Source organism: Roseibium sp. FZY0029, assembly GCF_036350355.1.
In the GTDB taxonomy this organism is placed as follows: Bacteria; Pseudomonadota; Alphaproteobacteria; order Rhizobiales; family Stappiaceae; genus Roseibium.
In genome coordinates this window covers 455,193-477,352 of sequence record NZ_JAZDVZ010000001.1, presented here as the reverse complement: position 1 = coordinate 477,352, position 22,160 = coordinate 455,193, and the positions used below count along the sequence as shown (strand labels likewise).

The 22,160-nt window shown below is 60.0% G+C and carries 18 protein-coding genes; 10 read left to right on the top strand and 8 right to left on the bottom strand.

Features of this window, described 5'->3' with window-relative positions:
- Positions 1-5 precede the first annotated feature (5 nt).
- On the bottom strand, positions 6-1,553 hold the full coding sequence (locus V1T76_RS02175; RefSeq protein WP_330558981.1) for a putative bifunctional diguanylate cyclase/phosphodiesterase: 1,548 nt from the start codon (positions 1,551-1,553) through the stop codon (positions 6-8).
- Between the two features lie 248 nt (positions 1,554-1,801).
- Between V1T76_RS02175 and glyS the strand changes: the two genes are divergently transcribed.
- Entirely contained in the window at positions 1,802-3,889 is a 2,088-nt protein-coding gene (gene glyS / locus V1T76_RS02170; protein WP_330558980.1) for a glycine--tRNA ligase subunit beta, read from the top strand.
- Between the two features lie 126 nt (positions 3,890-4,015).
- Here glyS and V1T76_RS02165 read toward each other — a convergent pair whose 3' ends face one another.
- Positions 4,016-5,251, bottom strand: a complete 1,236-nt coding sequence (locus tag V1T76_RS02165) for an MFS transporter (RefSeq protein ID WP_330558979.1) — start codon at positions 5,249-5,251, stop codon at positions 4,016-4,018.
- Positions 5,252-5,715: 464 nt separating this feature from the next.
- Between V1T76_RS02165 and nadA the strand changes: the two genes are divergently transcribed.
- From nadA to nadC, 3 genes are all read left to right on the top strand, one after another.
- The gene (gene nadA / locus V1T76_RS02160) at positions 5,716-6,798 is read left to right on the top strand and encodes a quinolinate synthase NadA (protein ID WP_330558978.1); all 1,083 of its coding nucleotides are present in this window, start codon (positions 5,716-5,718) and stop codon (positions 6,796-6,798) included.
- 100 nt (positions 6,799-6,898) lie between these two features.
- The gene (locus V1T76_RS02155; RefSeq protein WP_330558977.1) at positions 6,899-8,500 is read left to right on the top strand and encodes an L-aspartate oxidase; all 1,602 of its coding nucleotides are present in this window, start codon (positions 6,899-6,901) and stop codon (positions 8,498-8,500) included.
- 12 nt (positions 8,501-8,512) lie between these two features.
- The gene (gene nadC, locus V1T76_RS02150; RefSeq protein ID WP_330558976.1) at positions 8,513-9,376 is read left to right on the top strand and encodes a carboxylating nicotinate-nucleotide diphosphorylase; all 864 of its coding nucleotides are present in this window, start codon (positions 8,513-8,515) and stop codon (positions 9,374-9,376) included.
- A gap of 115 nt (positions 9,377-9,491) precedes the next feature.
- Here the strand turns inward: nadC and V1T76_RS02145 are convergent, their stop codons facing one another.
- Entirely contained in the window at positions 9,492-10,085 is a 594-nt protein-coding gene (locus V1T76_RS02145) for a HupE/UreJ family protein (RefSeq protein WP_330558975.1), read from the bottom strand.
- A gap of 273 nt (positions 10,086-10,358) precedes the next feature.
- Here V1T76_RS02145 and V1T76_RS02140 point away from each other — a divergent pair, with 273 nt between their 5' ends.
- Entirely contained in the window at positions 10,359-11,423 is a 1,065-nt protein-coding gene (locus tag V1T76_RS02140; protein WP_330558974.1) for a GlxA family transcriptional regulator, read from the top strand.
- A 6-nt stretch (positions 11,424-11,429) separates the two neighbouring features.
- On the opposite strand, the gene V1T76_RS02135 is transcribed toward V1T76_RS02140, so the two are convergent.
- On the bottom strand, positions 11,430-12,086 hold the full coding sequence (locus tag V1T76_RS02135; protein WP_330558973.1) for a GntR family transcriptional regulator: 657 nt from the start codon (positions 12,084-12,086) through the stop codon (positions 11,430-11,432).
- A 133-nt stretch (positions 12,087-12,219) separates the two neighbouring features.
- On the opposite strand from V1T76_RS02135, the gene dctP reads away from it, so the two are divergent.
- The 5 genes from dctP (at position 12,220) to V1T76_RS02110 (ending at position 18,021) form a co-directional block, all read left to right on the top strand.
- Entirely contained in the window at positions 12,220-13,206 is a 987-nt protein-coding gene (gene dctP / locus V1T76_RS02130; protein WP_330558972.1) for a TRAP transporter substrate-binding protein DctP, read from the top strand.
- A gap of 75 nt (positions 13,207-13,281) precedes the next feature.
- On the top strand, positions 13,282-13,830 hold the full coding sequence (locus V1T76_RS02125) for a TRAP transporter small permease (protein ID WP_330558971.1): 549 nt from the start codon (positions 13,282-13,284) through the stop codon (positions 13,828-13,830).
- On the top strand, positions 13,830-15,146 hold the full coding sequence (locus V1T76_RS02120; protein WP_330558970.1) for a TRAP transporter large permease: 1,317 nt from the start codon (positions 13,830-13,832) through the stop codon (positions 15,144-15,146). Before V1T76_RS02125 ends, V1T76_RS02120 begins: the two co-directional genes overlap by 1 nt.
- Positions 15,146-16,411: a malonyl-CoA decarboxylase gene (locus V1T76_RS02115; RefSeq protein ID WP_330558969.1), complete on the top strand. Its 1,266-nt coding sequence runs from the start codon at positions 15,146-15,148 to the stop codon at positions 16,409-16,411. Before V1T76_RS02120 ends, V1T76_RS02115 begins: the two co-directional genes overlap by 1 nt.
- Positions 16,412-16,503: 92 nt before the next feature.
- Positions 16,504-18,021, top strand: coding sequence for a malonate--CoA ligase (locus V1T76_RS02110; protein ID WP_330558968.1), 1,518 nt, complete (start codon positions 16,504-16,506; stop codon positions 18,019-18,021).
- Between the two features lie 368 nt (positions 18,022-18,389).
- On the opposite strand, the gene V1T76_RS02105 is transcribed toward V1T76_RS02110, so the two are convergent.
- From V1T76_RS02105 to V1T76_RS02090, 4 genes are all read right to left on the bottom strand, one after another.
- Complete coding sequence (locus tag V1T76_RS02105) at positions 18,390-19,637, bottom strand: cell wall hydrolase (RefSeq protein ID WP_330558967.1); 1,248 nt, start codon at positions 19,635-19,637, stop codon at positions 18,390-18,392.
- A 234-nt stretch (positions 19,638-19,871) separates the two neighbouring features.
- Positions 19,872-20,903, bottom strand: coding sequence for an NUDIX hydrolase (locus V1T76_RS02100; protein ID WP_330558966.1), 1,032 nt, complete (start codon positions 20,901-20,903; stop codon positions 19,872-19,874).
- Positions 20,904-20,922: 19 nt separating this feature from the next.
- Positions 20,923-21,429, bottom strand: a complete 507-nt coding sequence (locus V1T76_RS02095; RefSeq protein WP_330558965.1) for a tyrosine phosphatase family protein — start codon at positions 21,427-21,429, stop codon at positions 20,923-20,925.
- 54 nt (positions 21,430-21,483) lie between these two features.
- The gene (locus tag V1T76_RS02090) at positions 21,484-22,146 is read right to left on the bottom strand and encodes an HD family hydrolase (RefSeq protein WP_330558964.1); all 663 of its coding nucleotides are present in this window, start codon (positions 22,144-22,146) and stop codon (positions 21,484-21,486) included.
- Positions 22,147-22,160: the final 14 nt, after the last annotated feature.

The window sequence follows — 22,160 nt, the reverse complement described above, 5'->3', positions numbered from 1 at the left end:
GGCGATCAGGCCGCGTCGATTTTCTCACTGAAGGGTAACCGGCCGTCGACCTGCGATGCCAGCAGGAGGCTGGCTTCGTCCGAAGACACCGCGGCCGCATAAAGGAACCCCTGGCCGTAGTGGCAGCCGTTGGAATTGAGTGCGTCATGAACCGCGCTTTCCTCGATCCCTTCCGCAACCGCATCGATATCGAGTCCCTTGGAAAGAACCAGAATGGCTTCAACGATGGCCGCGCACTGCTTGTCTTCCAGCATGCGTTCGGTAAAGGACTTGTCGATCTTGACCTTCTTGATCGGGAAATCGCGCAGGTAGCTGAGGCTGGAATGGCCCGCGCCGAAATCGTCAAGAGCAATGGAGATGCCTGCTTCAGTCAGCTCGGTCAGGATGCGTTTGGCCGATTCAGGGTTTTTCAGCAGCGACGTTTCGGTGATTTCCAGAACCAGCCGGCTGGGGGGAAACCCAAACTTCTGCAAGATGGCACTGATCTGTACCGGCAGGGCGGGGTCCTGAAGTTGCACCGGAGAAAGGTTGAAAGACAGATAGAGATCGTCCGGCCAGGTGGCCGCGACCTTGCAGGCGTCTTCCAGCAGGTGCTGTGTCAGCTCGGAGATAATGCCGCAGTCTTCCGCGATCGGAATGAACTGCAGCGGAGGCACGTTGCCGAAATCCGTATCGGTCCATCTTGCCAGGGCTTCGAACCCGGCAATGCGGCCGGAATCCATGTCCAGGATCGGCTGGTAATAGGCCTTGACCTCATGTTCCGAAATTGCGTGGCGCAAGCGCTGCTCCAGGAGGGTCCGATGCAGGATCGAGGCATCCATATCGACCTCGAAGAACCGGTAGGTCGAGCGCCCGGAGGATTTGGCCCGGTAAAGCGCGATGTCGGCTCTGCGCAGAAGTTCGGTAATCGCGTGGCCGTCATGAGGGTAAAGGGCAATGCCGATTCCTGAGCCAATGGAGATCTGCCGGTTGCCGAACTCGAAACGGTCGTTGATCCGGGTGATCAGCCGCCGGGCGAACCCTGCCGCTTCCGACTTCTCCTTGAACACCGGAGAGACAATGGCGAATTCGTCACCGCCGAGCCGGGCCACAATACCTTCCTTGCCGAGGGTTTCCGCCAACCGGTCTGCAAAGCTGCGCAGCAGGTTGTCGCCAAAGGAATGGCCATAGACGTCGTTGATCGGTTTGAACCCGTCCAGGTCGAGCATCATGACAGCGCGAAAACAGTCCGGCTTCACCTCGTAGGTCAGGTCGGCGAAGGCTTCCAGCAGACGGCGGCGGTTGGGAAGTCCGGTCAGTGGGTCATGCTGGGCAAGGGCCAGGGCTTCAGAATGGGCCGAGGATCTGGCTTTCAGTTCCTTGCGCAGCCGTCGGGTCGCCCATGCTCCGTATCCCAGACTGAAGATGGCGATGCCCAGCACAAGGCTGGTGATAAAATCAAACGTCAGCTGGGAATGATCGATTTCATAAGCAGGAAAGAATACAGGTATCACCTTGATACCGGTAAAAATGACAAGAACTGTTGCAAGTAATGCAACTATAGATCGCGTCATATATCTGTCGTCTGCAACTTCCCGTTTCACTGAAGGTTGGTCCCAATACATGCAACTGCTGACAAGTTGCGGAGTTTCACATGCAATTCTTGAAGAAGAATGAAACAAAGTGGATCTGCCGTCGTCTGAAGGCGTCGGCCGACAGCGTGCGCTGCCGCGAAAAGGGGTGACAAGTCTTCATTGTCTTGGTAACGGACGGCGCAAACCGTTTCCGGTGTTATCCCACCAGACCAAAGGTCCAGACATCCATGCCCGATCTTCTGCTTGAACTGTTCAGCGAAGAGATTCCGGCCCGCATGCAGCGCAAGGCGGCCGAAGACCTGAAATCTCTCGTGACCAATGCCCTGGTGGATGCCGGTTTGCCGTATGAAGGCGCAAAGGCCTTCGCGACACCGCGACGTCTTGCCTTGCATGTCGCGGGTGTTCCCGCGGGTTCCGCCGCCACGCGCGAAGAGCGCAAAGGCCCACGTGTCGGAGCTCCGGAAAAGGCGCTGGAAGGCTTCCTGCGGGGGGCAGGCCTGACGTCGATCGATCAGGCAACCATCCAGACAGACCCCAAGAAGGGTGACTTCTACGTTGCCGTGATCGAAAAACCGGGTCGGGCGGCGATTGATGTCATTGCCGAATTCATGCCGGGCATTCTGCGCAATTTCCCCTGGCCGATAACCATGCGCTGGGGCGCAGGCACCACCCGCTGGGTGCGGCCACTGCATTCCATCGTCGCCACCTTTGGCCCGGAAACGGAAGAACCGGACGTGGTCCCCTTCGAATTCGACGGCATAAAGGCCGGCAAGACCACGCGTGGCCACCGCTTCCTGGCAGACGAGGCTTTCGATGTGCGCCGCTTCGACGACTATGCGCCGGCTCTCGAAAAGCACAAGGTCGTGCTCGACGCGGACCGTCGCAAGGACATCATCCAGAACGACGCCAAGGATTGTGCCCTGGCGCTCGGCCTCGATCTGGTCGAGGATCCTGGTCTTCTGGAAGAGGTCGCCGGCTTGGTCGAATGGCCGGTGGTGCTGACAGGCAGCTTCGACGAGGATTTCCTGACGATCCCGGACGAGTGCATTCAGCTCACCATTAAGGTCAACCAGAAGTGCTTCGTCTTGAAGAACCCGGCCACCGGGCGTCTTGCCAACAAGTTCGTCCTGGTTTCCAACATCATCGCCGATGATGGTGGCAAGCTGATCGTCGCCGGAAACGAGAAGGTGATCCGCGCCCGCCTGTCCGACGCCCGCTTCTTCTGGGAAACGGACCTGAAATCCAATCTGTCGGACAATCTGCCCAAGCTGGACGAGGTTAAGTTTCACGAAAAGCTTGGCAGCGTTGGTGAGCGGGTGAAGCGCATGATTGCGCTGTCGGCCGAGCTTGCGCCGGTTGCCGGGGCGGACGAGACGAAGGCCCGGCGCGCGGCGGAACTCGCCAAGGCGGATCTTGTCTCCAACATGGTGTTCGAATTCCCGGAACTGCAGGGCCTAATGGGCCGCTATTATGCAACGGCCCAGGGTGAGGATGCGTCGGTGGCAACCGCCATTGAGGAGCATTACAAGCCGCAGGGGCCGAGCGACAGCGTGCCGACCGACCCGGTCGCCATTGCCGTGGCACTTGCCGAAAAGCTGGATCTTCTTGCAGGTTTCTGGGCCATCGATGAAAAGCCGACCGGTTCCAAGGATCCCTATGCTTTGCGGCGCGCGGCTCTCGGTGTGATCCGGATTGTTCTGGAAAACAATCTTAGGATCAGACTTGGCGATATTCTCCGGTCCGCTCTGGATCTGCAGGGGGTGAAAACGGCAGACCCTGCGGCTCTTGTCGCCGATCTCCTGTCCTTCTTCGCCGACCGCCTGAAAGTCCACCTCAGGGACGAAGGCGCGCGTCATGACCTGATCGACGCCATATTTGCGCTCGAAGGTCAGGACGACGTTCTGATGGTGGTCCGGCGTGTCGAGGCGCTCGGCAAATTCGTTTCTTCCGACGACGGCACCAACCTGCTGGCTGGCTACAAGCGCGCGGTCAATATTCTGAAGGCCGAGGAAAAGAAGGACGGCGCCGCCGTTTCCGGAAAGCCGCATCCGGACCACTTCCAGGAACAGGCCGAAATCGATCTGGCGGCTGCCATCGATGTGGCCCGGGCCGAAGCGGCAGACGCCGTGGCGAGCGAGAATTTCGAGGGGGCGATGGAAGCCCTGTCGAAGTTGCGTGCTCCCGTTGACCGTTTCTTCGTTGATATTCTGGTCAATGCCGAAGACGCGACACTGCGCATGAACCGTCTGCAGCTCCTCGCTGAAATCCGGGATGCGACCCATGTGGTGGCGGATTTCTCCAAGGTGGCCGGCTAAGCCGACCAGACCTGAAAACAAAAAGGCGGGCCTTTGGGTCCGCCTTTTTCAGTTCTGGGGCTGAGTCTGGGGAAGCGTTGGATCTTCAACACATTCAGCTTTGGCTTACCTCGTCATTTCCGCGCCTCACTCTGCCGCCTGGGTAGCCAGCCGGTCGACGGGTTTTTCTTCGATCGGCCAATGCACAATGGCAGCGAAGATGCCGAGGGCAATGCCCAGCCACCAGATGGCGTCGTAGGAGCCTGTTTCGTCGTAGATCTTGCCGCCCAGCCATACGCCCAGGAACGAGCCGATCTGGTGGGACAGGAAAACGAAGCCGAACAGGGTTGCCATGTAGCGCGGACCGAACATGACGGCGACCAGGCCGGACGTGGGCGGCACGGTCGAAAGCCACAGGAGACCCATCACGCCGGAGAACACGAGCACCGAGGCTGGTGTGACCGGCAGCATGATGAAGGCGAAGATCGCAACTGCGCGGGCAAGGTAGATCAGCGACAGGAAGATCGGCTTGGAATAGCGGCCGGAAATGTAACCTGACAGCAGCGACCCTGCGATGTTGCACAGGCCAATGAGCGCAATGGCTGTAGCACCCCAGGCCGGATCAAGACCAAGATCGGCGATGTATGGCGGCAGATGCACCGTGATGAAGGCAACGTGGAAGCCGCATACGAAAAAGCCGAAAGTCAGAAGGATAAATCCTCGCGTTCCGAAGGCTTCGGAAATGGCGGAGGTCAGCTTCTGATCATTCGCCGGATTGCTGTTTAGGGGCATTTCCGACTTGCCCCGGAGCGCAATGGCCAGCAGGGGCACGAGGGCGACCAGCCCGGCAAAGACGACAAGGGTCTGCTGCCAGCCTATGCTGGCGATCAGCGTGCCACCAAGAGGGGCGAACAGGAACTGGCCGAGCGAGCCGGAAGCAGTGCCGATGCCGAAAGCGAGCGTTCTTTGCGACGGAGAAACCGTACGCCCGAAAGCGGCCAGAACCAGAGAGAAGGACGAACAGGATATGCCGAGGCCGATGAGCACGCCGGCCGAGATATGCAGGGCGACCGTGCTTTCCGCATCGATCATCAGCAACAGGCCGGTGCAGTAAAGAACCGCGCCGAGAGTCATGGTTTTCCAGGTGCCGAACCTGTCGGCCATCATGCCGGCAAGCGGCTGGCCGATGCCCCACATGAGGTTCTGGATCGCCAGCGCCAGCGCGAATATCTCGCGACTCCAATCCCGGGCCTCGGTCATTGGCTGGAAGAAAAGGCCCATCGCCGACCGTGGACCGAAGGAAATGAGTGCGATCAAACAGCCGCAGGAAATCACCAGCGGGATATTCGGCCCGGCCCGGCCGGTGGAGGAAGCTGTTGTCATGGATGTGTCTCTGATCGTGAAATTACGATCAGAATAGTCTGAAGTCGGGCTCCGGAAAAACGCCTAATTTTGATGGATTGATCAGCGTTTCAAATGGAACATGCTCTGACAGACATGCCGTGGCAATGTGTCCACAGAGGTCTGGAGGGAGCCTACGGTTTGCCGGTGAGGCTGGCTGAGGGGCGCTGTTTCGGAGCCGAGTTCATGCCGCGAATTGTTAGCCGGCTTGCTGGGGCCTGAAAAATTCGATCTTAAGCTCCGGAAAAGAAAAGAGAAACGGACGCGAGGCGATAATTTTTCCGATTTTTGTAGATTTTCGATTTTGCGACCCTTATATAAACTCCGAAAGAGCAAAAGTATGGGCGTCGCAGCCCGTTTTCTTTTGTCTCTAATATGCTCAAGTTGAGTATAATTAAATAGCGGCATCAATCACCCCTCACGCCGCGCAATAAAGGGAGGTCGCCATGACCATTGCCCAGACCAACGCACCGGTTGGAACCCCCATTGCCGCCGGACTGACGGCACTGGAGCGTTTCGGCAAACTGGAGCGCCCGGACCTGCGTTATACGCCGGAGGTCGCGGAAGCGACTGCGCCGATCTACGAGAAGGTCAAGCATATCATCCCGGCCATCGAATGGCCTGCTCTGGCACCGACCATCCATGCGATCAACCAGCTGAAGAAGCAGCGCAACGCGGTTATCCTGGCCCATAACTACATGACGCCGGATATCTACCATGGGGTGGCCGACATCGTTGGCGACAGCCTGCAACTGGCCATCGAGGCGACCCGCACCGATGCCGAAGTCATCGTCCAGTGCGGTGTGCACTTCATGGCGGAGACCTCGAAAATCCTGAGCCCGGAAAAAACGGTGCTGATCCCGGATATGCGTGCAGGCTGCTCTTTGGCCGAATCCATCACGGGGGCGGATGTGCGGGCGCTGCGCGAGCGCAACCCCGGTATTCCGATCATCACCTACGTGAACACCTCCGCCGATGTGAAAGCGGAATGCGACATCTGCTGCACGTCATCCAACGCGCTGCAGGTGGTCGAAAGCTTCGGTGTCGACAAGGTGTTCCTGATTCCGGACAAATACCTGGCCGCCAACGTCGGCAACAAGACCGACGTCGAGGTTCTGGTCTGGGATGGCGCCTGCGAGGTGCATGAGCGCTTTACCGCGCAAGAGCTGCGCGACTATCGCAAGATCGAGCCGAGCGTGAAGATCATCGCCCATCCGGAATGCCCGCCCGAAGTGGTTGCGGAAGCCGACTTTGCCGGGTCCACCGCGCATATGATCGACTGGGTGAAAACCAAGCGTCCGGAAAAGGTGATGATGATCACCGAATGCTCCATGGCGGACAACGTTGCCAGCGAAACGCCGGGTGTTGACTACATCCGTCCGTGCAACCTGTGCCCGCACATGAAGCGGATCACGCTGACCAAGATCCTGGACTCTCTGCTCGAGATGAAAGAGGAAGTGGTCGTTGACCCGGTGGTGACCGACAGGGCCCGCACCGCTGTCGAGCGGATGATCAACTTGAAAATCTGACCGGCTTCGGTCTAAACCGCATCTATGCGATGGCTTCCGGGCGTCTCCGGCCCGGAAGTTTCTTTTGGGACTTGTGCCCGTCTTTTCCAGGAAGTTTCCCATGGCCGTGTCGGTTGAGGATTTTGCACCTGCCTATGTTGGCAAGGATGTGGATGATGTCGTCATTCTGGGAGGAGGTCTGGCAGGGCTCTTCTGCGCGCTGAAGCTCAGCCCGCGACCGGTCACCGTCATCACCAACGCACCGATCGGGCAGGGGGCCTCTTCCGCCTGGGCGCAGGGAGGGATCGCAGCTGCGATCTCCGAACAGGACTCGGTCGAAAAACACCGCGACGATACGTTGGTGGCAGGCTGCGGCATTTGCGAGGAAAAGATCGTCGAGCAGATGACCCGCGAAGGCAGCGCCCGGGTGCACGATCTCTTGTCCTATGGCGTTCCGTTCGATCAGGATCTTGAAGGCCGGCTGAAGTTTTCGCGCGAAGCGGCCCATTCCCACAGCCGGGTCGTGCGTGTGCGCGGTGACATGGCTGGACGGGCGATCATGGATGCCCTGATCGCGGCCGTTCGCAAGACACCCTCGATCCGCATTCTGGAAGGGTATATCGGCGAAAGCTTCATTGGCGAAGGCCGGTATGTAACCGGGGTTTTGGCCCGCAGGCGCGGCAGCCTGGAACGTCTCATCTTCCCGGCAAAGGCCGTGGTTCTTGCCTCTGGCGGCATCGGCCATCTCTATGAATTGACGACCAACCCGCATGAAGCCAACGGTCACGGTCTTGCCATGGCCGCCCGCGCCGGGGCTGTGATTGCCGATGCCGAATTCGTGCAGTTCCACCCGACCGCGCTCGATCTTGGCAAGGACCCAGCGCCGCTGGCGACGGAAGCCCTGCGCGGAGAAGGGGCGACGCTTCTCAACAAGGCCGGTGAGCGTTTCATGGAAGGCGTTCACCCGGATCTGGAGCTTGCGCCGCGCGACATCGTTGCCCGGGCAATCCACCGGGAGGTCTCCGAAGGCAGGGGAGCCTTCCTGGATTGCAGGAGCGCAATCGGGGACAGGTTCAAGGAAGATTTCCCGACCGTTTTCGCGGCAGCTTCCGCAGCCGGCCTCGATCCGGCGAAAGACCTTCTGCCGGTGGCGCCCGCGGAACACTACCACATGGGCGGTGTGCTGACCGATGCCAATGGCCGCACGTCTCTCGATGGTCTTTGGGCTGCCGGCGAGGTTGCTTCGACCGGAGCCCATGGCGCCAACCGTCTGGCATCCAACTCGCTGCTGGAAGCGGTCGTCTTTGCCGCGCGCATCGCCGAGGATATCCAGGGCCTGATGCCCACCCCGCGCAGCGCCTACTGGAACGAGATGGACGATGCTCCTGGTCTTCCGAGCCAGCGCAACGCCGAAGAGCGGGAAGCCATCACTGTTCTGCGTAAGACCCTGGCGCGTAATGTCGGTGTGCTGCGCGATGCCGAGGGGCTCAAGACGGCCCTGGCCGATATCGCGCGGGTGGAACAGAACTGCGTGCGCCAGTCGATCATCAACATGATGGTCGCCGGGCGGATCATCGCCGCGGCCGCGCTGAAGCGCGAGGAAAGCCGTGGTGGGCATTTCCGCAAGGATTTCCCGCAGGAAAATCCCGATATGGCAAGCCGCTCCTACACCACCTTGAAGGAAGTCGAGGCCATCACTGCCGAGGCCCTGGAAACTGCCTGACCGGAGAGGCGCATGACCCGCAGATATTTGCCCGAGCTGCCACGCCTGATGGTGGATGAAGCCGTCAAGGCGGCCCTTCTGGAAGACTGGGGCCGCGCGGGCGACGTGACCGGCCAGGCGACGCTTCCGCCGGAGGCAAAGGCCTCTGCCGTGATTGCCGCGCGCAAGCCGGGCGTCCTGGCCGGGCTCGCCTTTGCCGAAAGCGCCTTCCGCCAGACGGACGCACGACTAAACTTCGAGGCTGTTCTGAGCGACGGTGACCGGCTGTCGCCAAAGGCAATTGTCGCCCGGATCGAGGGGCCGGCCCGTGCGCTTCTGGCCGCAGAACGTGTGGCGCTGAACTTCCTGGGGCATCTGTCTGGCATTGCGACGGCAACGTCGAAATTCGCCGATCTGATCGCCCACACCAAAGCCGACATCGTCTGCACCCGCAAGACGACACCGGGCCTGCGCGCCTTCGAGAAATATGCGGTCAAATGCGGCGGTGGGTCCAACCACCGCTTTGGTCTCGACGATGCGATCCTGATCAAGGACAACCACATCGCGGTGGCCGGCGGCGTGACGCAGGCGATCGAGGCTGCCAAGGCATTCGCCGGGCATCTTGTGAAGATCGAGGTGGAAGTCGATACGCTGGAACAATTGCAGGAGGCGCTGGCGGCCGGACCAGACGTGGTCATGCTCGACAACATGCCGCCCGAGGTTCTGAAGCAGGCTGTCGCAATGGCAGGGGGCAAGGTGTTGCTGGAAGCATCCGGCGGCATTGAACTCGATACGGTCAAGGCCGTGGCGGAAGCCGGTGTCGACCTGATCTCCTCAGGCTGGATCACCCATTCGGCCCCCGTTCTGGATCTAGGGCTCGATATCGAGATCAACTGAGATCGCATTACAGGCCAGAGCTGAAATTACGGCTCTGTCTGCCAACCCGCCTCCGCCTCAAGGTAAGGTCGGGTGGATGGCAGACAGGGCCGGTTACTCAATCAGCCAGTGAAACTCACGCTGCGGCGAGGTAAAGGCCGCCGAGGGCAGTCAGGACGCCCAGGCTACGGATGATCCGCGGAGCCCAGGCAGGATCGTTGCGGGTGGCGACATTGGCGCCATAGCCGATCAACAGACCCGCTGCATGAAGAAGCGCTGTCGCCAGAACGAAACCGCCGGCATAGGCGAGTTCACCGGCCGCGCCGATTTCGCCGCCATGGGCATGGCCATGGCAAATGCCGAAGGCCCCTACCAGGGCCGCGCAGACGCCAAGCGGCAGGCGCAGTGCCAGGGCGACGACAACACCCAGAACAACCACCGATGCCAGGATAAAGGGTTCTACATAGGGCAGCGGCACACCGGCAAGCGAGAGCAGGAAGCCAACGATCATTGAACCGACGAAGGCGGTTGGCAGGGCCCAGACGGCACGGCCGCCCAGGAGAGCGGCCCAAAGGCCGACGGCAATCATCGCCAGCACATGGTCGGTGCCGAACAGCGGATGCGAGAAACCAGCGGCAAACGAGCCGTGTTCGGACGGATCCAGATGGGCAAGGGCAGGCGAGGCGGTCATCAGGCCAATGACGGCAGCAAGGCCGAGGCGATAGAGCATGAAACGATCCTTGGGTTGGTCACTCCGGTGCCCCGGGATGGGTCGCACCGTTCACGAAGAGCTCAAGACACCCCGTACTATCGTTGATTCTGTCACCCTGTAAACCGGAGCGACGGTCTCTGTCGCAAGGTCGCGCGTGGTCGCGTGATGGAAGAACTGCGACAATCCAGTCCGGTTTCCCGATAGGGGGCGGCTTTGCACGGTGCTAATTTCCAGCACATTGGATCCTCAGGTTCGGCTCGAGCCGATGACGATGGTGGAGGCAAGGTTCCGATGAGCGCTGGATTGGACGAAACGCAGACGTCTCGCGGGCAAAAGGCACCGCCGGTGCCCGCCTGGAAAGAGCTGCGCGATGACGAGGAGGCACTCGCCTCCCGGACGGTCGAAATCTGTTTTCTGCTGATGCGTAATTTCTCGCTGCTCTCCTTCGCATCGGCTATCGAGCCCTTGAGGATCGCGAACAAGGTGCTGAAACGCAAGGCCTTCACCTATCGCTGCTGCAGTCTGGATGGCAGCGATGCGGTTGCCAGCAATGGCAGCACCATACGGGCGGATTGTGCCATCGGCGATGTCGAACGTCCTGACCTTCTGGCGGTCTGCAGCAGCGACGATGTGGAGCGCATCGGGCTGACGCTGGCCCAAAAGGTTGCGATCCGGAAACTGGCAAACCGGTCCAGCCGGATCGCAGGTATCTGCACTGGCGCCTATGTGCTGGCCGACTTCGGTCTCCTGGACAACAGGAACTGCACGATCCATTGGGAATATGCCGACTTTTTCAAGGAACGGTTCCCCGATGTGCGGCTCGTGGACAGCCTCATTCAGACGGACGGCAAGTATATGACCTGCGCCGGAGGAACGTCCGCGCTCGACCTCATGATCGGTTTTGTTGCTCAGGTTCATGGGGGCGGGGTAGCCGCCGACGTTGCCGAAATTGCCCTCCATCACGACTGGCGCAGTGGCAACGAGCGGCAGCACAAGCACATGCGTGATGATCTGGAATCCGTCTCGCAGCGGGTGCGCAGCTGCATTGCGCTGATGACGGAAAATGTCGTCGAGCCGCTGTCCTTGCAGGAAATCGCGCAGAAACTCGACGTCAGTCCCCGGCAGCTGCAGCGGGAGTTCCGGAAATACCTGAAGTGCAGCCCGCAGGACTATTACGCCAAGGTTCGCCTCGACATCGCCCGCCAGCTTGTCTGCCGCACCTCCATGCGCATGATCGACATCGCCATGGCCTGCGGCTTTGCCAGCGCGTCCCATTTTTCGAAACGCTACCGGTCCGCCCTCGGCACAAGCCCTGCCGCGGACCGTCAGCAGCATGGCCGGGTTTTCGATTTCTAGTGGGACTTACTCGGCTGCGGGCTTCAGGCTTGCCATCAGGTGGTGGAATTTCTCGCCCTGTACGGAAACGTGCCGGCGAATGGCCGCCGCCGCCCGGTCGCCATCGGCCGCTTCAATGGCGGCAACCACGTCTTCATGTTCGGCCATGGATTGTTTCATGCGGCCGCGCACGCGGAGCTGAACCCGGCGGAAAGGCTGCAGCCGCCGCTGCAGGCGCAGGCATTCCTGCTCCAGAAAACGATTGCCTGACTGGCGGTAGATGATGGCGTGGAACTGCTCGTTTTCCAGATAATAGCCATCCGTGTCCTGCGCTTCGACCGCATGTTTGCAGCGCTCATTCGCTGCATGAAGTTCGGCAAGGGCGGTTTCTGAAATGCGCGCCGCAGCCAGGCGAGCGCTGACCGCTTCCAGCTCCGCCATGACTTCGAACATCTCGATCAGTTCCACCGGGCCGGGCTGGCGAACGAAGACGCCGCGGCGGGGGATCTGAACGACCAGACCGGACTGGGACAGCCTGTGAAGGGCTTCCCTGATCGGCGTTCTGGAAACGGCAAAACGGCTCGCGAGCTGAACTTCGTCCAGCCTGTCGCCATCGGCGAAAGTACCGTCGAAAATCAGCCCTTCCAGCGCATCGGCAATGCGGTCCGATCGTTTTCTTTCCATTGTTGGGATTTAGCATAGGACATTTTTGCGCGCAATATTGTCAATCTTGTATACAAAATACCTTGACAGAAAAACATCACTTCGGGGTAAGATCCATCTCCGGTTCCCTTCCGGAACCATCAGGGAGGAAATAATGAACATCAAATTCTCAGCGTCGGTCGCCGCGGTGGCGCTTTTCGCCAGCGCACTCACCGCCAATGCCACCGAACTGCGCCTGTCTCACCAGTGGTCGACCGGCGACGTGCGCCACAAGGTCGCCCAGATGGTGGCTGACGACGTGGCGGCCGCCGATGTCGATCTCGACATCAAGATTTTCCCGTCTCAGTCGCTTCTGAAGGCCCGCGAGCAATACAAGCCGCTGAGCCGTGGCCTGCTGGACATGACCGTTTTGCCGCTCAGCTACGCCGGTGGCCAGCAGCCTGCCTACAACCTGACCCTGATGCCGGGTCTGGTGAAGAACCACGACCATGCCGCCCGCATGAACGAAAGCCCGTTCATGGAGGCCATCGAGGAAATCATGGCCGAGGATGACGTGATGGTGCTGGTCCACGGCTATCTGGCCGGTGGTTTTGCGGCCAAGGACAAGTGCATCACCAAGCCGGAAGACATGCCGGGCCTTCAGACCCGCGCGGCCGGCAAGGCCTTCGAGCAGATGCTTGCAGGCGCCGGGGCCTCGATTGCCTCTATGGCATCTTCCGAAGTTTACAACGCCATGCAATCGGGCGTTCTGGATGCGGTCAACACCTCGTCCTCGTCTTTTGTCAGCTACCGCATCTATGAGCAGGTTGCCTGCTACACTCCGGCTGGCGAATATGCGCTCTGGTTCATGTACCAGCCGCTCCTGATGAACAAGGCCAAGTTCGACAGCCTGACGGAAGAGCAGCAGAAAGCCCTTCTGGCAGCGTCGGAAAAGGCGCAGGCTTTCTATCTGGAAGAAGCCAAGAAGGAAGATGCGGTGTCTGCTGACGTCTTCCGTGAAAACGGTGTCGAGATCGCGGAAATGACCGCCGAGAACTTCGATGCCTGGCGCGCTCTTGCCAAGGAAACATCTTACAAGGCCTTTGTAGAGGAGACCCCGAACGGTCAGCAGCTTCTCGATCTGGCATTGTCCGTAGAATAAGCGTCTGAATTTGCGGGGCGGGCTGAAACCCGCCCCGAACCCTTTCCAAAGGACCTCATTTCTAAGGAGTGACCCATGGCGGGCCACAGTACGGCTGCGGTAGCGCATGCCGGCAGCAATCCCTTCTTGCGCTTCGTCGCTGCAATTTCGACCGTGGCCGGCTGGTGTTCGGCGGCAATGATCGTTGTCGCGGTCGTTGTCACCTGCCAGATGATCTTCGTGCGGCTGGTGCTCAATGCCTCCACCGTCTGGCAGACTGAAACCGTCATCTATCTGGTGATCGCCGCAACCCTTGTGGGCCTGCCGTACGTTCAGCGGCTCAGGGGCCATGTCAACGTCGACCTGTTTCCCCTGTGGCTGTCACCGCGAGCCCGCTTCGTGCTCGCCTGCATCACGCTGTCGCTTTCAATACTGGTCATGGCGATGATGCTCTTTTACGGCTTCGAATTCTGGTACCTTGCCTGGTCGAAAGGCTGGACCTCCGACACAGTCTGGGGCGTCAGGCTCTGGATCCCTTATCTGTCGATCCCTGTCGGCATCGGGCTGCTGGTGCTGCAGCTCATGGCTGACCTTTATGCGGTTCTCACCGGTATCGACAAACCCTTCGGCCTGGAGGACAAATAATGGATCCCCTGCTGCTCGGCGCACTGGTTGCGGTCGCCACTATTCTTGTCCTTTTCTCCGGCATTTCCGTCGCCATCGGTCTGTTGATCGTTTCCGCCGGCTTCCTGCTGGCATTCGATGGTTTCCGGTCTCTGGAACTGATGCCGGAAATCCTGTTCGGCAAACTTGATAACTTTGCGCTTCTGTCGATCCCCATGTTCATCATCATGGGTGCGTCCATCGCCTCGACGCGGGCGGGGGCGGATCTGTACGAAGCGCTGGAACGCTGGCTTACGCGGGTCCCTGGCGGGCTGGTGGTTTCAAACCTCGGCGCCTGTGCGCTTTTCGCCGCCATGTCCGGGTCTTCACCGGCTACCTGTGCGGCCATCGGCAAGATGGGCATTCCGGAAATGCGCAAGCGCGGGTATCCGGATGGTGTTGCCGCCGGCTCCATCGCCGCCGGCGGAACGCTCGGCATCCTGATCCCGCCGTCGGTCACCATGATCGTCTATGGTATTTCGACGGAAACCTCGATCGGCCGTCTGTTCCTGGCGGGCGTCATTCCCGGCTTGATGCTGATGGGGCTTTTCATGGCCTGGTCACTCTATTCGACCTGGCGCAGCGGCAATGCCAGTGTGCTTAGCGCGGGCAACTATACCTGGGCGGAAAAGTTCGAGATCCTGCCGCGCGTGCTGCCTTTCATGATCATCATCCTCGGTGTTCTCTACGCCATGTACGGCGGTATCGCCACACCGTCTGAAACGGCGGCGGTCGGCGCTCTTCTGTGCCTGGTGATCGCGGTCATCATCTATCGGCTCTGGAGCCCCAAGCTGCTCTGGACCGTGCTGCGCGACAGCACCCGGGAAAGCGTGATGATCCTCTTCATCATCGCGGCAGCGGGCGTCTTCTCCTACATGCTGTCGTCGCTGTTCATCACCCAGGCCATTGCCGAATGGATCGGAACCCTGTCGGTCAACCGCTGGATCCTGATGGCGGCAATCAACGTCTTCCTGCTGATTGCCGGCTTCTTCCTGCCGCCGGTTGCGGTGATCCTGATGGCCGCGCCGATCCTGTTGCCGATCATCACCACCGCGGGCTTCGATCCGATCTGGTTCGCAGTGATCCTGACCATCAACATGGAGATCGGCCTGATTTCCCCTCCGGTCGGGTTGAACCTTTACGTGATCAACGGCATTGCCCCTGACATTTCCTTGAAGACGATCCTCACGGGATCGCTGCCATTCGTGGCCTGCATGTTCCTGGCGATCGTCATTCTCTGCCTGTTTCCGGAATTGGCCACCTGGCTGCCGGACGTGGTCATGGGAGAAGCGCTTTGATGTTCCTGGCAGACCTGCTCACCACCGTTTTCGAACGACGATACCTGCCGAAATGGGCGGACAAGGCCGATGACCGCCCGCTCGAAGCACTCGTCAACGATCTGATCGGTGCAACAGGAGAAGTCTCCGGGCAAAATCTTGCCCGGCAGATTCTGGGCCGGTACCGCGCGCTGAACGACGAGGAAAAGCGTGGCTTCTTCCGGTATCTCGCCGAAGGCCTGGCAGTGTCGGTTGCCGCCGTTCGTTCAGCGCTGGAACTTTACGAAAAAGGACAATCGAAAGCGAGTTACCGGGAGTTCATGGAGGCGGTCGAACCGCCCCGGCAGGAGCTGATCCGGCGGCTCAATCAGGTTCCCGACGCAACCCGGCTGCTGGTCGGCATGCGCGAGGATCTGCTGCGGCTGAGCAAGGGCGACGATGCCCTGCAGGCGCTTGATCTGGATTTCCGGCATCTGTTTGCAAGCTGGTTCAATCGCGGCTTTCTTGTCCTGAGGCCGATCAACTGGGAAAGTCCGGCCCAGCTTCTGGAAAAGATCATCGCCTATGAGGCCGTTCACGCGATCGATAGCTGGAGCGATCTCCGCCGCCGGCTGGAGCCTGTCGACAGACGCTGCTTTGCGTTTCTGCATCCGGCGATGCCAGATGAACCGCTGATCTTTGTGGAAGTGGCCCTGACAAAGGGAATACCAGGATCCATCCAGGGTCTCCTTGCCGAAAACCGGACCCAGATCGAGCCGGACAAGGCAGACACGGCTGTCTTCTATTCGATCTCCAACTGCCAGGCAGGCCTTGCCGGTATTTCCTTCGGCAACTCGCTGATCAAGCAGGTGGCCGCCGATCTGTCGCTGGAACTGCCCAAGCTCAAGACATTCGTCACCTTGTCGCCGATCCCCGGGCTGGTGCGCTGGCTGGACAGTGAAGGCATCGACCACGCCTCTGCCGACGAGGACACCCTGCGAAAGCTTGCAGCGCGCTATCTGATGACCGCAAAACGCAAGGACGGTCTGCCGCTCGATCCGGTTGCCCGCTTCCATCTCGGCAACGGTGCGCTTGTCCATCAGGTGCACGCAGGCGCGGATCTTTCCGACAAGGGGCTGAAGCAGTCCGCGGGCGTGATGGTCAATTATCTCTACGACCTGGAGAAGGTGACGCAGAACCATGAAAGGTTCGCTTCGTCACAGACAATCGCCGCCTCATCTGAAATCAAATCACTCAGCGCCGCTGGAGACAAAGCTTTCACTTTGGAGCTTCCCGCGTTGAACTGAATGCGGTTAATAAGCTCTAACACTATAGAATCGATCAGCTTTTTAGCCTTTCAAGGCTGGATGGAACACCTGCTGATCCAGGAGCCACATAAATGACAAACCCACTTTACGACCAACTCTTCGGAAAGCACGCCGGCAAGACCACTCCCTTTCTGATCTTTCAGGACGGCTCCATCCTGACCCATTCGGCGTTTCTGGAAAGTGCAGCGCAGATTGCCCACGTTCTGACCGAGAACGGCATGGTGGCTGGTGACCGCCTGGCGGCCCAGGTCGAAAAGTCCGCCACAGCATTGGCACTTTATGCAGCCTGTGCTCAGGCAGGCATCGTGTTTCTTCCACTGAACACAGCCTACACCGTCGATGAACTCAGCTATTTTATCGAAAACAGTGGTGCCCGCACCGTGGTCTGCGACGGTTCCAGCAAAACCATACTGGAACCCGTCGCCTCCAGGCTCGGTGCCCGTCTCGAAACGCTCAACGCCGACGGGACCGGTTCTCTGACCGATCAGGCGAAGAGCAAACTGTCCGAGTTTGAAACCGTAGACCGCGCGCCGGACGATCTGGCGGCGTTCCTTTATACCTCCGGCACCACCGGACGCTCCAAGGGGGCGATGCTGACGCAGGCCAACCTCCTGTCGAATGCCACCACCCTTGCAGATCTCTGGCGCTTTACCGACAAGGACGTTCTGCTGCATGCCTTGCCGATCTTCCACACGCATGGTCTCTTCGTTGCGACCAACGTGTCATTGGTGGCTGGCGGCGCGATCCTGTTCCTGCCCAAATTCGATCTCGACGCCATGATCGGCCTGATGCCGAAGGCAACGACGATGATGGGCGTGCCGACCTTCTACACCCGTTTGCTTCAGGACGAGCGCTTTACGGCCGAGCTTACCGAGGGCATTCGGCTGTTTATTTCCGGAAGTGCGCCGCTGCTTGCCGACACGCACCGGCAATTCGAGGAGCGGACGGGCCACCGCATCCTTGAACGCTACGGCATGACCGAAACCAACATGAACACCTCCAACCCCTATGAGGGCGAGCGCCGTGCCGGAACCGTCGGTTTTCCGCTGCCGGGCGTTGAACTGAAGATCACGGATCCAGCCACGGGCGACACGCTGCCGCCGGAAACGGTTGGCCAGATCGAGGTGCGCGGGCCGAACGTCTTCAAGGGATACTGGCAGATGCCGGAAAAGACGGCTGCGGAACTGCGTGAGGACGGCTTCTTCATCACCGGCGATCTGGGGATGATCGATGCCGATGGCTACGTACATATCGTCGGGCGCAACAAGGACCTGATCATTTCAGGCGGTTACAACATTTACCCAAAAGAGATCGAACTGATCCTGGATGCCCAACCGGGCGTGCGCGAAAGTGCCGTTATCGGCGTGCCGCATTCGGACTTCGGTGAAACGGTGCTGGGCCTTGTGGTGCCGGACGGCAGCCAAACTCCGGATCTGGACGCGATCCTGGCCGTTGCCGGAACATCTCTGGCCCGTTTCAAGCATCCGCGAAAGCTCGTCGTGGTCGACAGCCTGCCGCGAAACACCATGGGCAAGGTCCAGAAAAACATCCTGCGCGAGCAGTTCAAGGATACCTTCGCTACAGCTTGAGGCCAGGCGCATAACCCGGCACGCTCCAGAAGCTTGCCGGGATTGTGCTTTGCGGGTAGGCCTTCCGGCTTGCTCTGCCGTCCAAACTCGCGCCGGCTCTGAAGAAGGTCATTCAGGGCAGTCATCATGGGCGAACAGCAGAACGAAGACCGAAAAGACCGGACGAGCGGCCCATCCTTCGAGACGGACCTGATGGTCCTCCTCAGGATGAGGTTGGGTGTTTGCAGATGTTGATCTATGCTCGCCTCCCCTCAACCTCATCCTGAGGAAGCGCGAAGCGCTCTGTCTCGAAGGATGGGCCGCAGATGAGGACGCCTTTGGAGTGGCGGCCTGGAGAGGGCCGTGGAAGAAGCCCAAGGGCGGCAGGATCAGTTCCAGCCGCCTGCGTAGGTCTTGTAGAAGATGTGCAGGCCGACCTGGCCGCGTTTGGCCATGGATTTCGCCCACCGCGGATTGACGTAGGTCGCGTGATAGTGGGTCGAGGCGTCAACCATCTTGGAATAGCGCTTGCCGTCGGTTACTTGCCTTGCCAGCTTCTGCGCTGTTGCCCAGGCAACCGGGCTGGAAATCCGGTCCTTGATGCCGTCGCAGGCGAAGGAGAACTGGCAGCGGTTGCGCTTGTGGCGGTTCTGGTAGACGACGCCGCAGATACTGTCCGGATAGGCCGGGTTCTTGACCCGGTTCAGCACGACCTGCGCCACGGCCACCTGGCCGTCTTCGCTTTCGCCGCGAGCTTCAAAATAGATGGCTTCGGCCAGACAGCGCTGCTCTTTCTTGTCTCCAACGGAAAGGGGCAACGGCTTCTGCGCCCACCAGTGGGGATTTTCAGGATCTTCCGGTGGCGGCAGCTCCTGCTCATACATGGCCGCGCCGAACAGCGCGTCAAAGGGTTCCTTGGTTTCCTTCACGCTGTCAGGTGCATAAGCGGACACGAGCGAGAAGCTGGCAGCCGCGGCATTGCGCGCCATCATCACCTTTTGCAGATCCAGCGGACCGCCTTCCGGGAAACCGTCCTTGCCATGGCTGGCCAGCATGCTGGTTTCCTGAGAATTGAGCGGCTGTGCCTTGACGAAGGCAACGCGCGGCAGATCCTCGTGTTTCTTCTCCGTCGAGATCAGGCTGGACATGGAATAGAGATTGCCGGCGGCCCTGTCGACCATCTGGCGATCCGGTGCCATCGTGATCAAGCGGTCGCTCTTGGCCGTGCTGTTGGTTCGGATCTTGTCGGGAATTTCGGTCGGTCGGTCGCTCATCGCAACTTCCTGTAGACCGACAAGCGGCCGCGCTTCAAAGGCATCATCTGCGGAGTTCAGCGTCAGGACCGGTGAGGAGATGTAGTCCGGTACAGGTGTTGTCCCGAGAGCCAGTTGCGGCGCGATTTTCGTGGTGAAATTCGCAGGCTCAAGATACATCATCCAGCGTGGAGATTCAGCCTTGCGCGCATTTACGAGCGAGAAGATGTCCTGATTTCCCACCGAACCGCCGATACCGAGCCAGACCAGGGGGCAGGCAACAAGCACATATTTGAGCCGGCGCATACGCGCGCGGACCGGGCCAAAATCCTGTGTCACTTTCGAAGAAAACCGCTTTCCGTTGCGGGACTTAAGGCCAGACATACGCAGCCAACTCCAACTCGTTACACATCGTCCCGAAACGCCGGACGAACAGCGTGAACGCTGTGTAAACAACGACGCTGAAATTGAAGATGTGCGCTTAACCTTGAAAGAGCGTTAATAAGACTGGAATTCGCGGAAATTCGTGGAAGTTTTCGCGCTCACAGGGTGCGTTATGGTTAATATTACGAAGGACTTAACTTTGATGACGGCGTGGAAAAAAAACGTAGAAAGCCGTCAGCGACCGCCGACACGAAGCCCGGGGGCGGGCCGTTCGCTCAACAATTGATGGCGGAACCGGAAGAGGGCGGCAGGGCGGCCTCCGGTGGCGGTCGACGTGGCGCCGGTCGGTTCGACAAGGTCTGCATTTTCCACCAGGCGGCGGAAGTTCTGCTTGTGCAGATGGCGTCCGGATATGGCCTCGACGGACGTCTGAAGTTCGGTGAGAGTGAAGGTTTCCGGCATCAGTTCGAATATCACCGGCCGATATTTCAGTTTGCCGCGCAGCCGGGAAATGGCCGTCGCCAGCACTCGGCGATGGTCAAACCGCATCGACGCGCCGAGAAACGGCAGGTTGGAGCGGCGCAGGGCCGCAGGCCGTCCATCGGTCCGGGCTTCCTCGACGAGACCTGCTTCATAAAGCAGCTCGAACCGCTCCAGCGCCCGCTCTTCGTCCCAGGAGGTTCCACCGGTGCCAAAGGCCAGCCGGACCCGTTCCTGACGGCCAAGCGGTTTGGGTGGTTCACCGGAGGGCGGCGGCTCGCTTGCCCACAAGTCGAGCGCGGGCAGGATGTCCCGATCCAGGACATCCGGCCGTCCGGTGCGCCAGTCTTCCCAGGGAAAGTAGTCGTACCAGGAGCGCCACGCTGAATCGTGCCGCGACAACATGCTTTCCGAATCCGGGGTCTGGCGGGTCAATGCCAGATATCCGACCGAAACCACGTGCGGGCCTTCGTCGCCTGAAACCCGGTGGCGGCCCCGGTCGCCGAATGTGTAGAGCTGTTCCACATATCCCAGTCTCAGCGCAGTCTGGTTTTCCACCCAGGAACGCAGGCCGATTTCGAAGGTACGGTGGTGGATCGGGTCGAACGGACCAAAGGGCAGACTGTCGAGCGTTGCCTCGCCCGGTGCGTTTGCCCCGGTGTCCGCGCCAGTTCCCCTGCCGGTCTGCTTCGCATCGTTCACATGGACGATCTGAGGCAGGCCTCCGGCAACCGATACGATGACGGCATTCAATCCGATTTCAATATTGGCTTGCCGGTGGGGCATTGGGTCTCCGTGGTGGCCGTCAGTCGATCGGCATGACAAAGGGGGTGCCTTCAAAGGCATTGGCGCCGCGGCCGATGCCCCGGATGGCATCGATCATGCGGCCGTCGCGGCCGAGAAGCTTGTCGCCAATGGCAACAATGCGTGCATTCGGCGTGGCCGAGGGCGAGCGTTCACGCAGGATCTTCGCAAGGCGATGTTCGTCCGCCTCCGGATTGAGGGCACACGCCGCCACATAGGCACCGGCTGTGGAGCGGCTGATTCCCGCCCAGCAATGGATGACCAGCGGGTCCTTCCGGTCCCAGGAATTGACGAAAGAGAGAAAGGCCTTCACATGCCGTTCGCTGGCGGGCACCAGCCCCTGTACCGGGCTGACAATGTCGTTGAACGCAAGGGACAGATGCCGTTCCGGCAAAACGCCGGCCGGGGTCGGAACGTTCATTTCCGCATTGATCAGCGTTATAACGGATTTGGCACCAGTGGTGGCCACCGTTTCAGGTAGTTTCGACAGGGAGCAGACGTGCAGCATGGCAGAACCGGTTCTTCGTATCTGCCACTAAACTAGGGTCATTCGCTGACAAGGTCACCCGTTTGCATGTCTGCTTTTCGGGTTGTTCCCAGCTTCACGCAGGGCCTCGATCTCATCGAAGCGCTGCGTGAACATTTCTTGTGCAGTTTTCACCGGCAAAGGCTCGAGGCCGTAGCGCAATTTGCCATCGGCATCGAGAGGAAAGCCGCGCGGTTTGCCGAAAATTTTCGCCGCTTCGGTTTCCTCGAATCCGGCCAGTTCCACGGCCTCGAAATAGGCACAGATGATGTCCGCGCGCTTGGCGAGCTTTTTCACGGCCACGGGTATGGCGGCCGGAAGGCCGAACCGAAGGTGAATGGCCGCCTGAAGACGGGCTTCAACCCCCTTGTAGGCTTCGCCGATGACGGATTTGAACGGGGAAATCATGTCGCCGATGACATACTCCGGCGCATCGTGAAGCAGAACCGCAAGTCGCCAGTGCGGTGGCAGGTCGGGCTTCAGCATCAAGGCGATATCCTCGACGATCAGCGAATGTTCAGCGACCGAGAAGGCGTGATTGCCGTAGGTCTGGCCGTTCCAGCGGGCCACACGGGCAAGCCCGTGAGCGATGTCGGAAATCTCGACGTCGAGCGGCGAGGGGTCCAGAAGATTGAGCCGTCTGCCGGACAACATGCGCTGCCAGGCGCGCGGGGGCTGGTCGGTACGGGCAGAGGCCATCGGTTCTCAAGGGT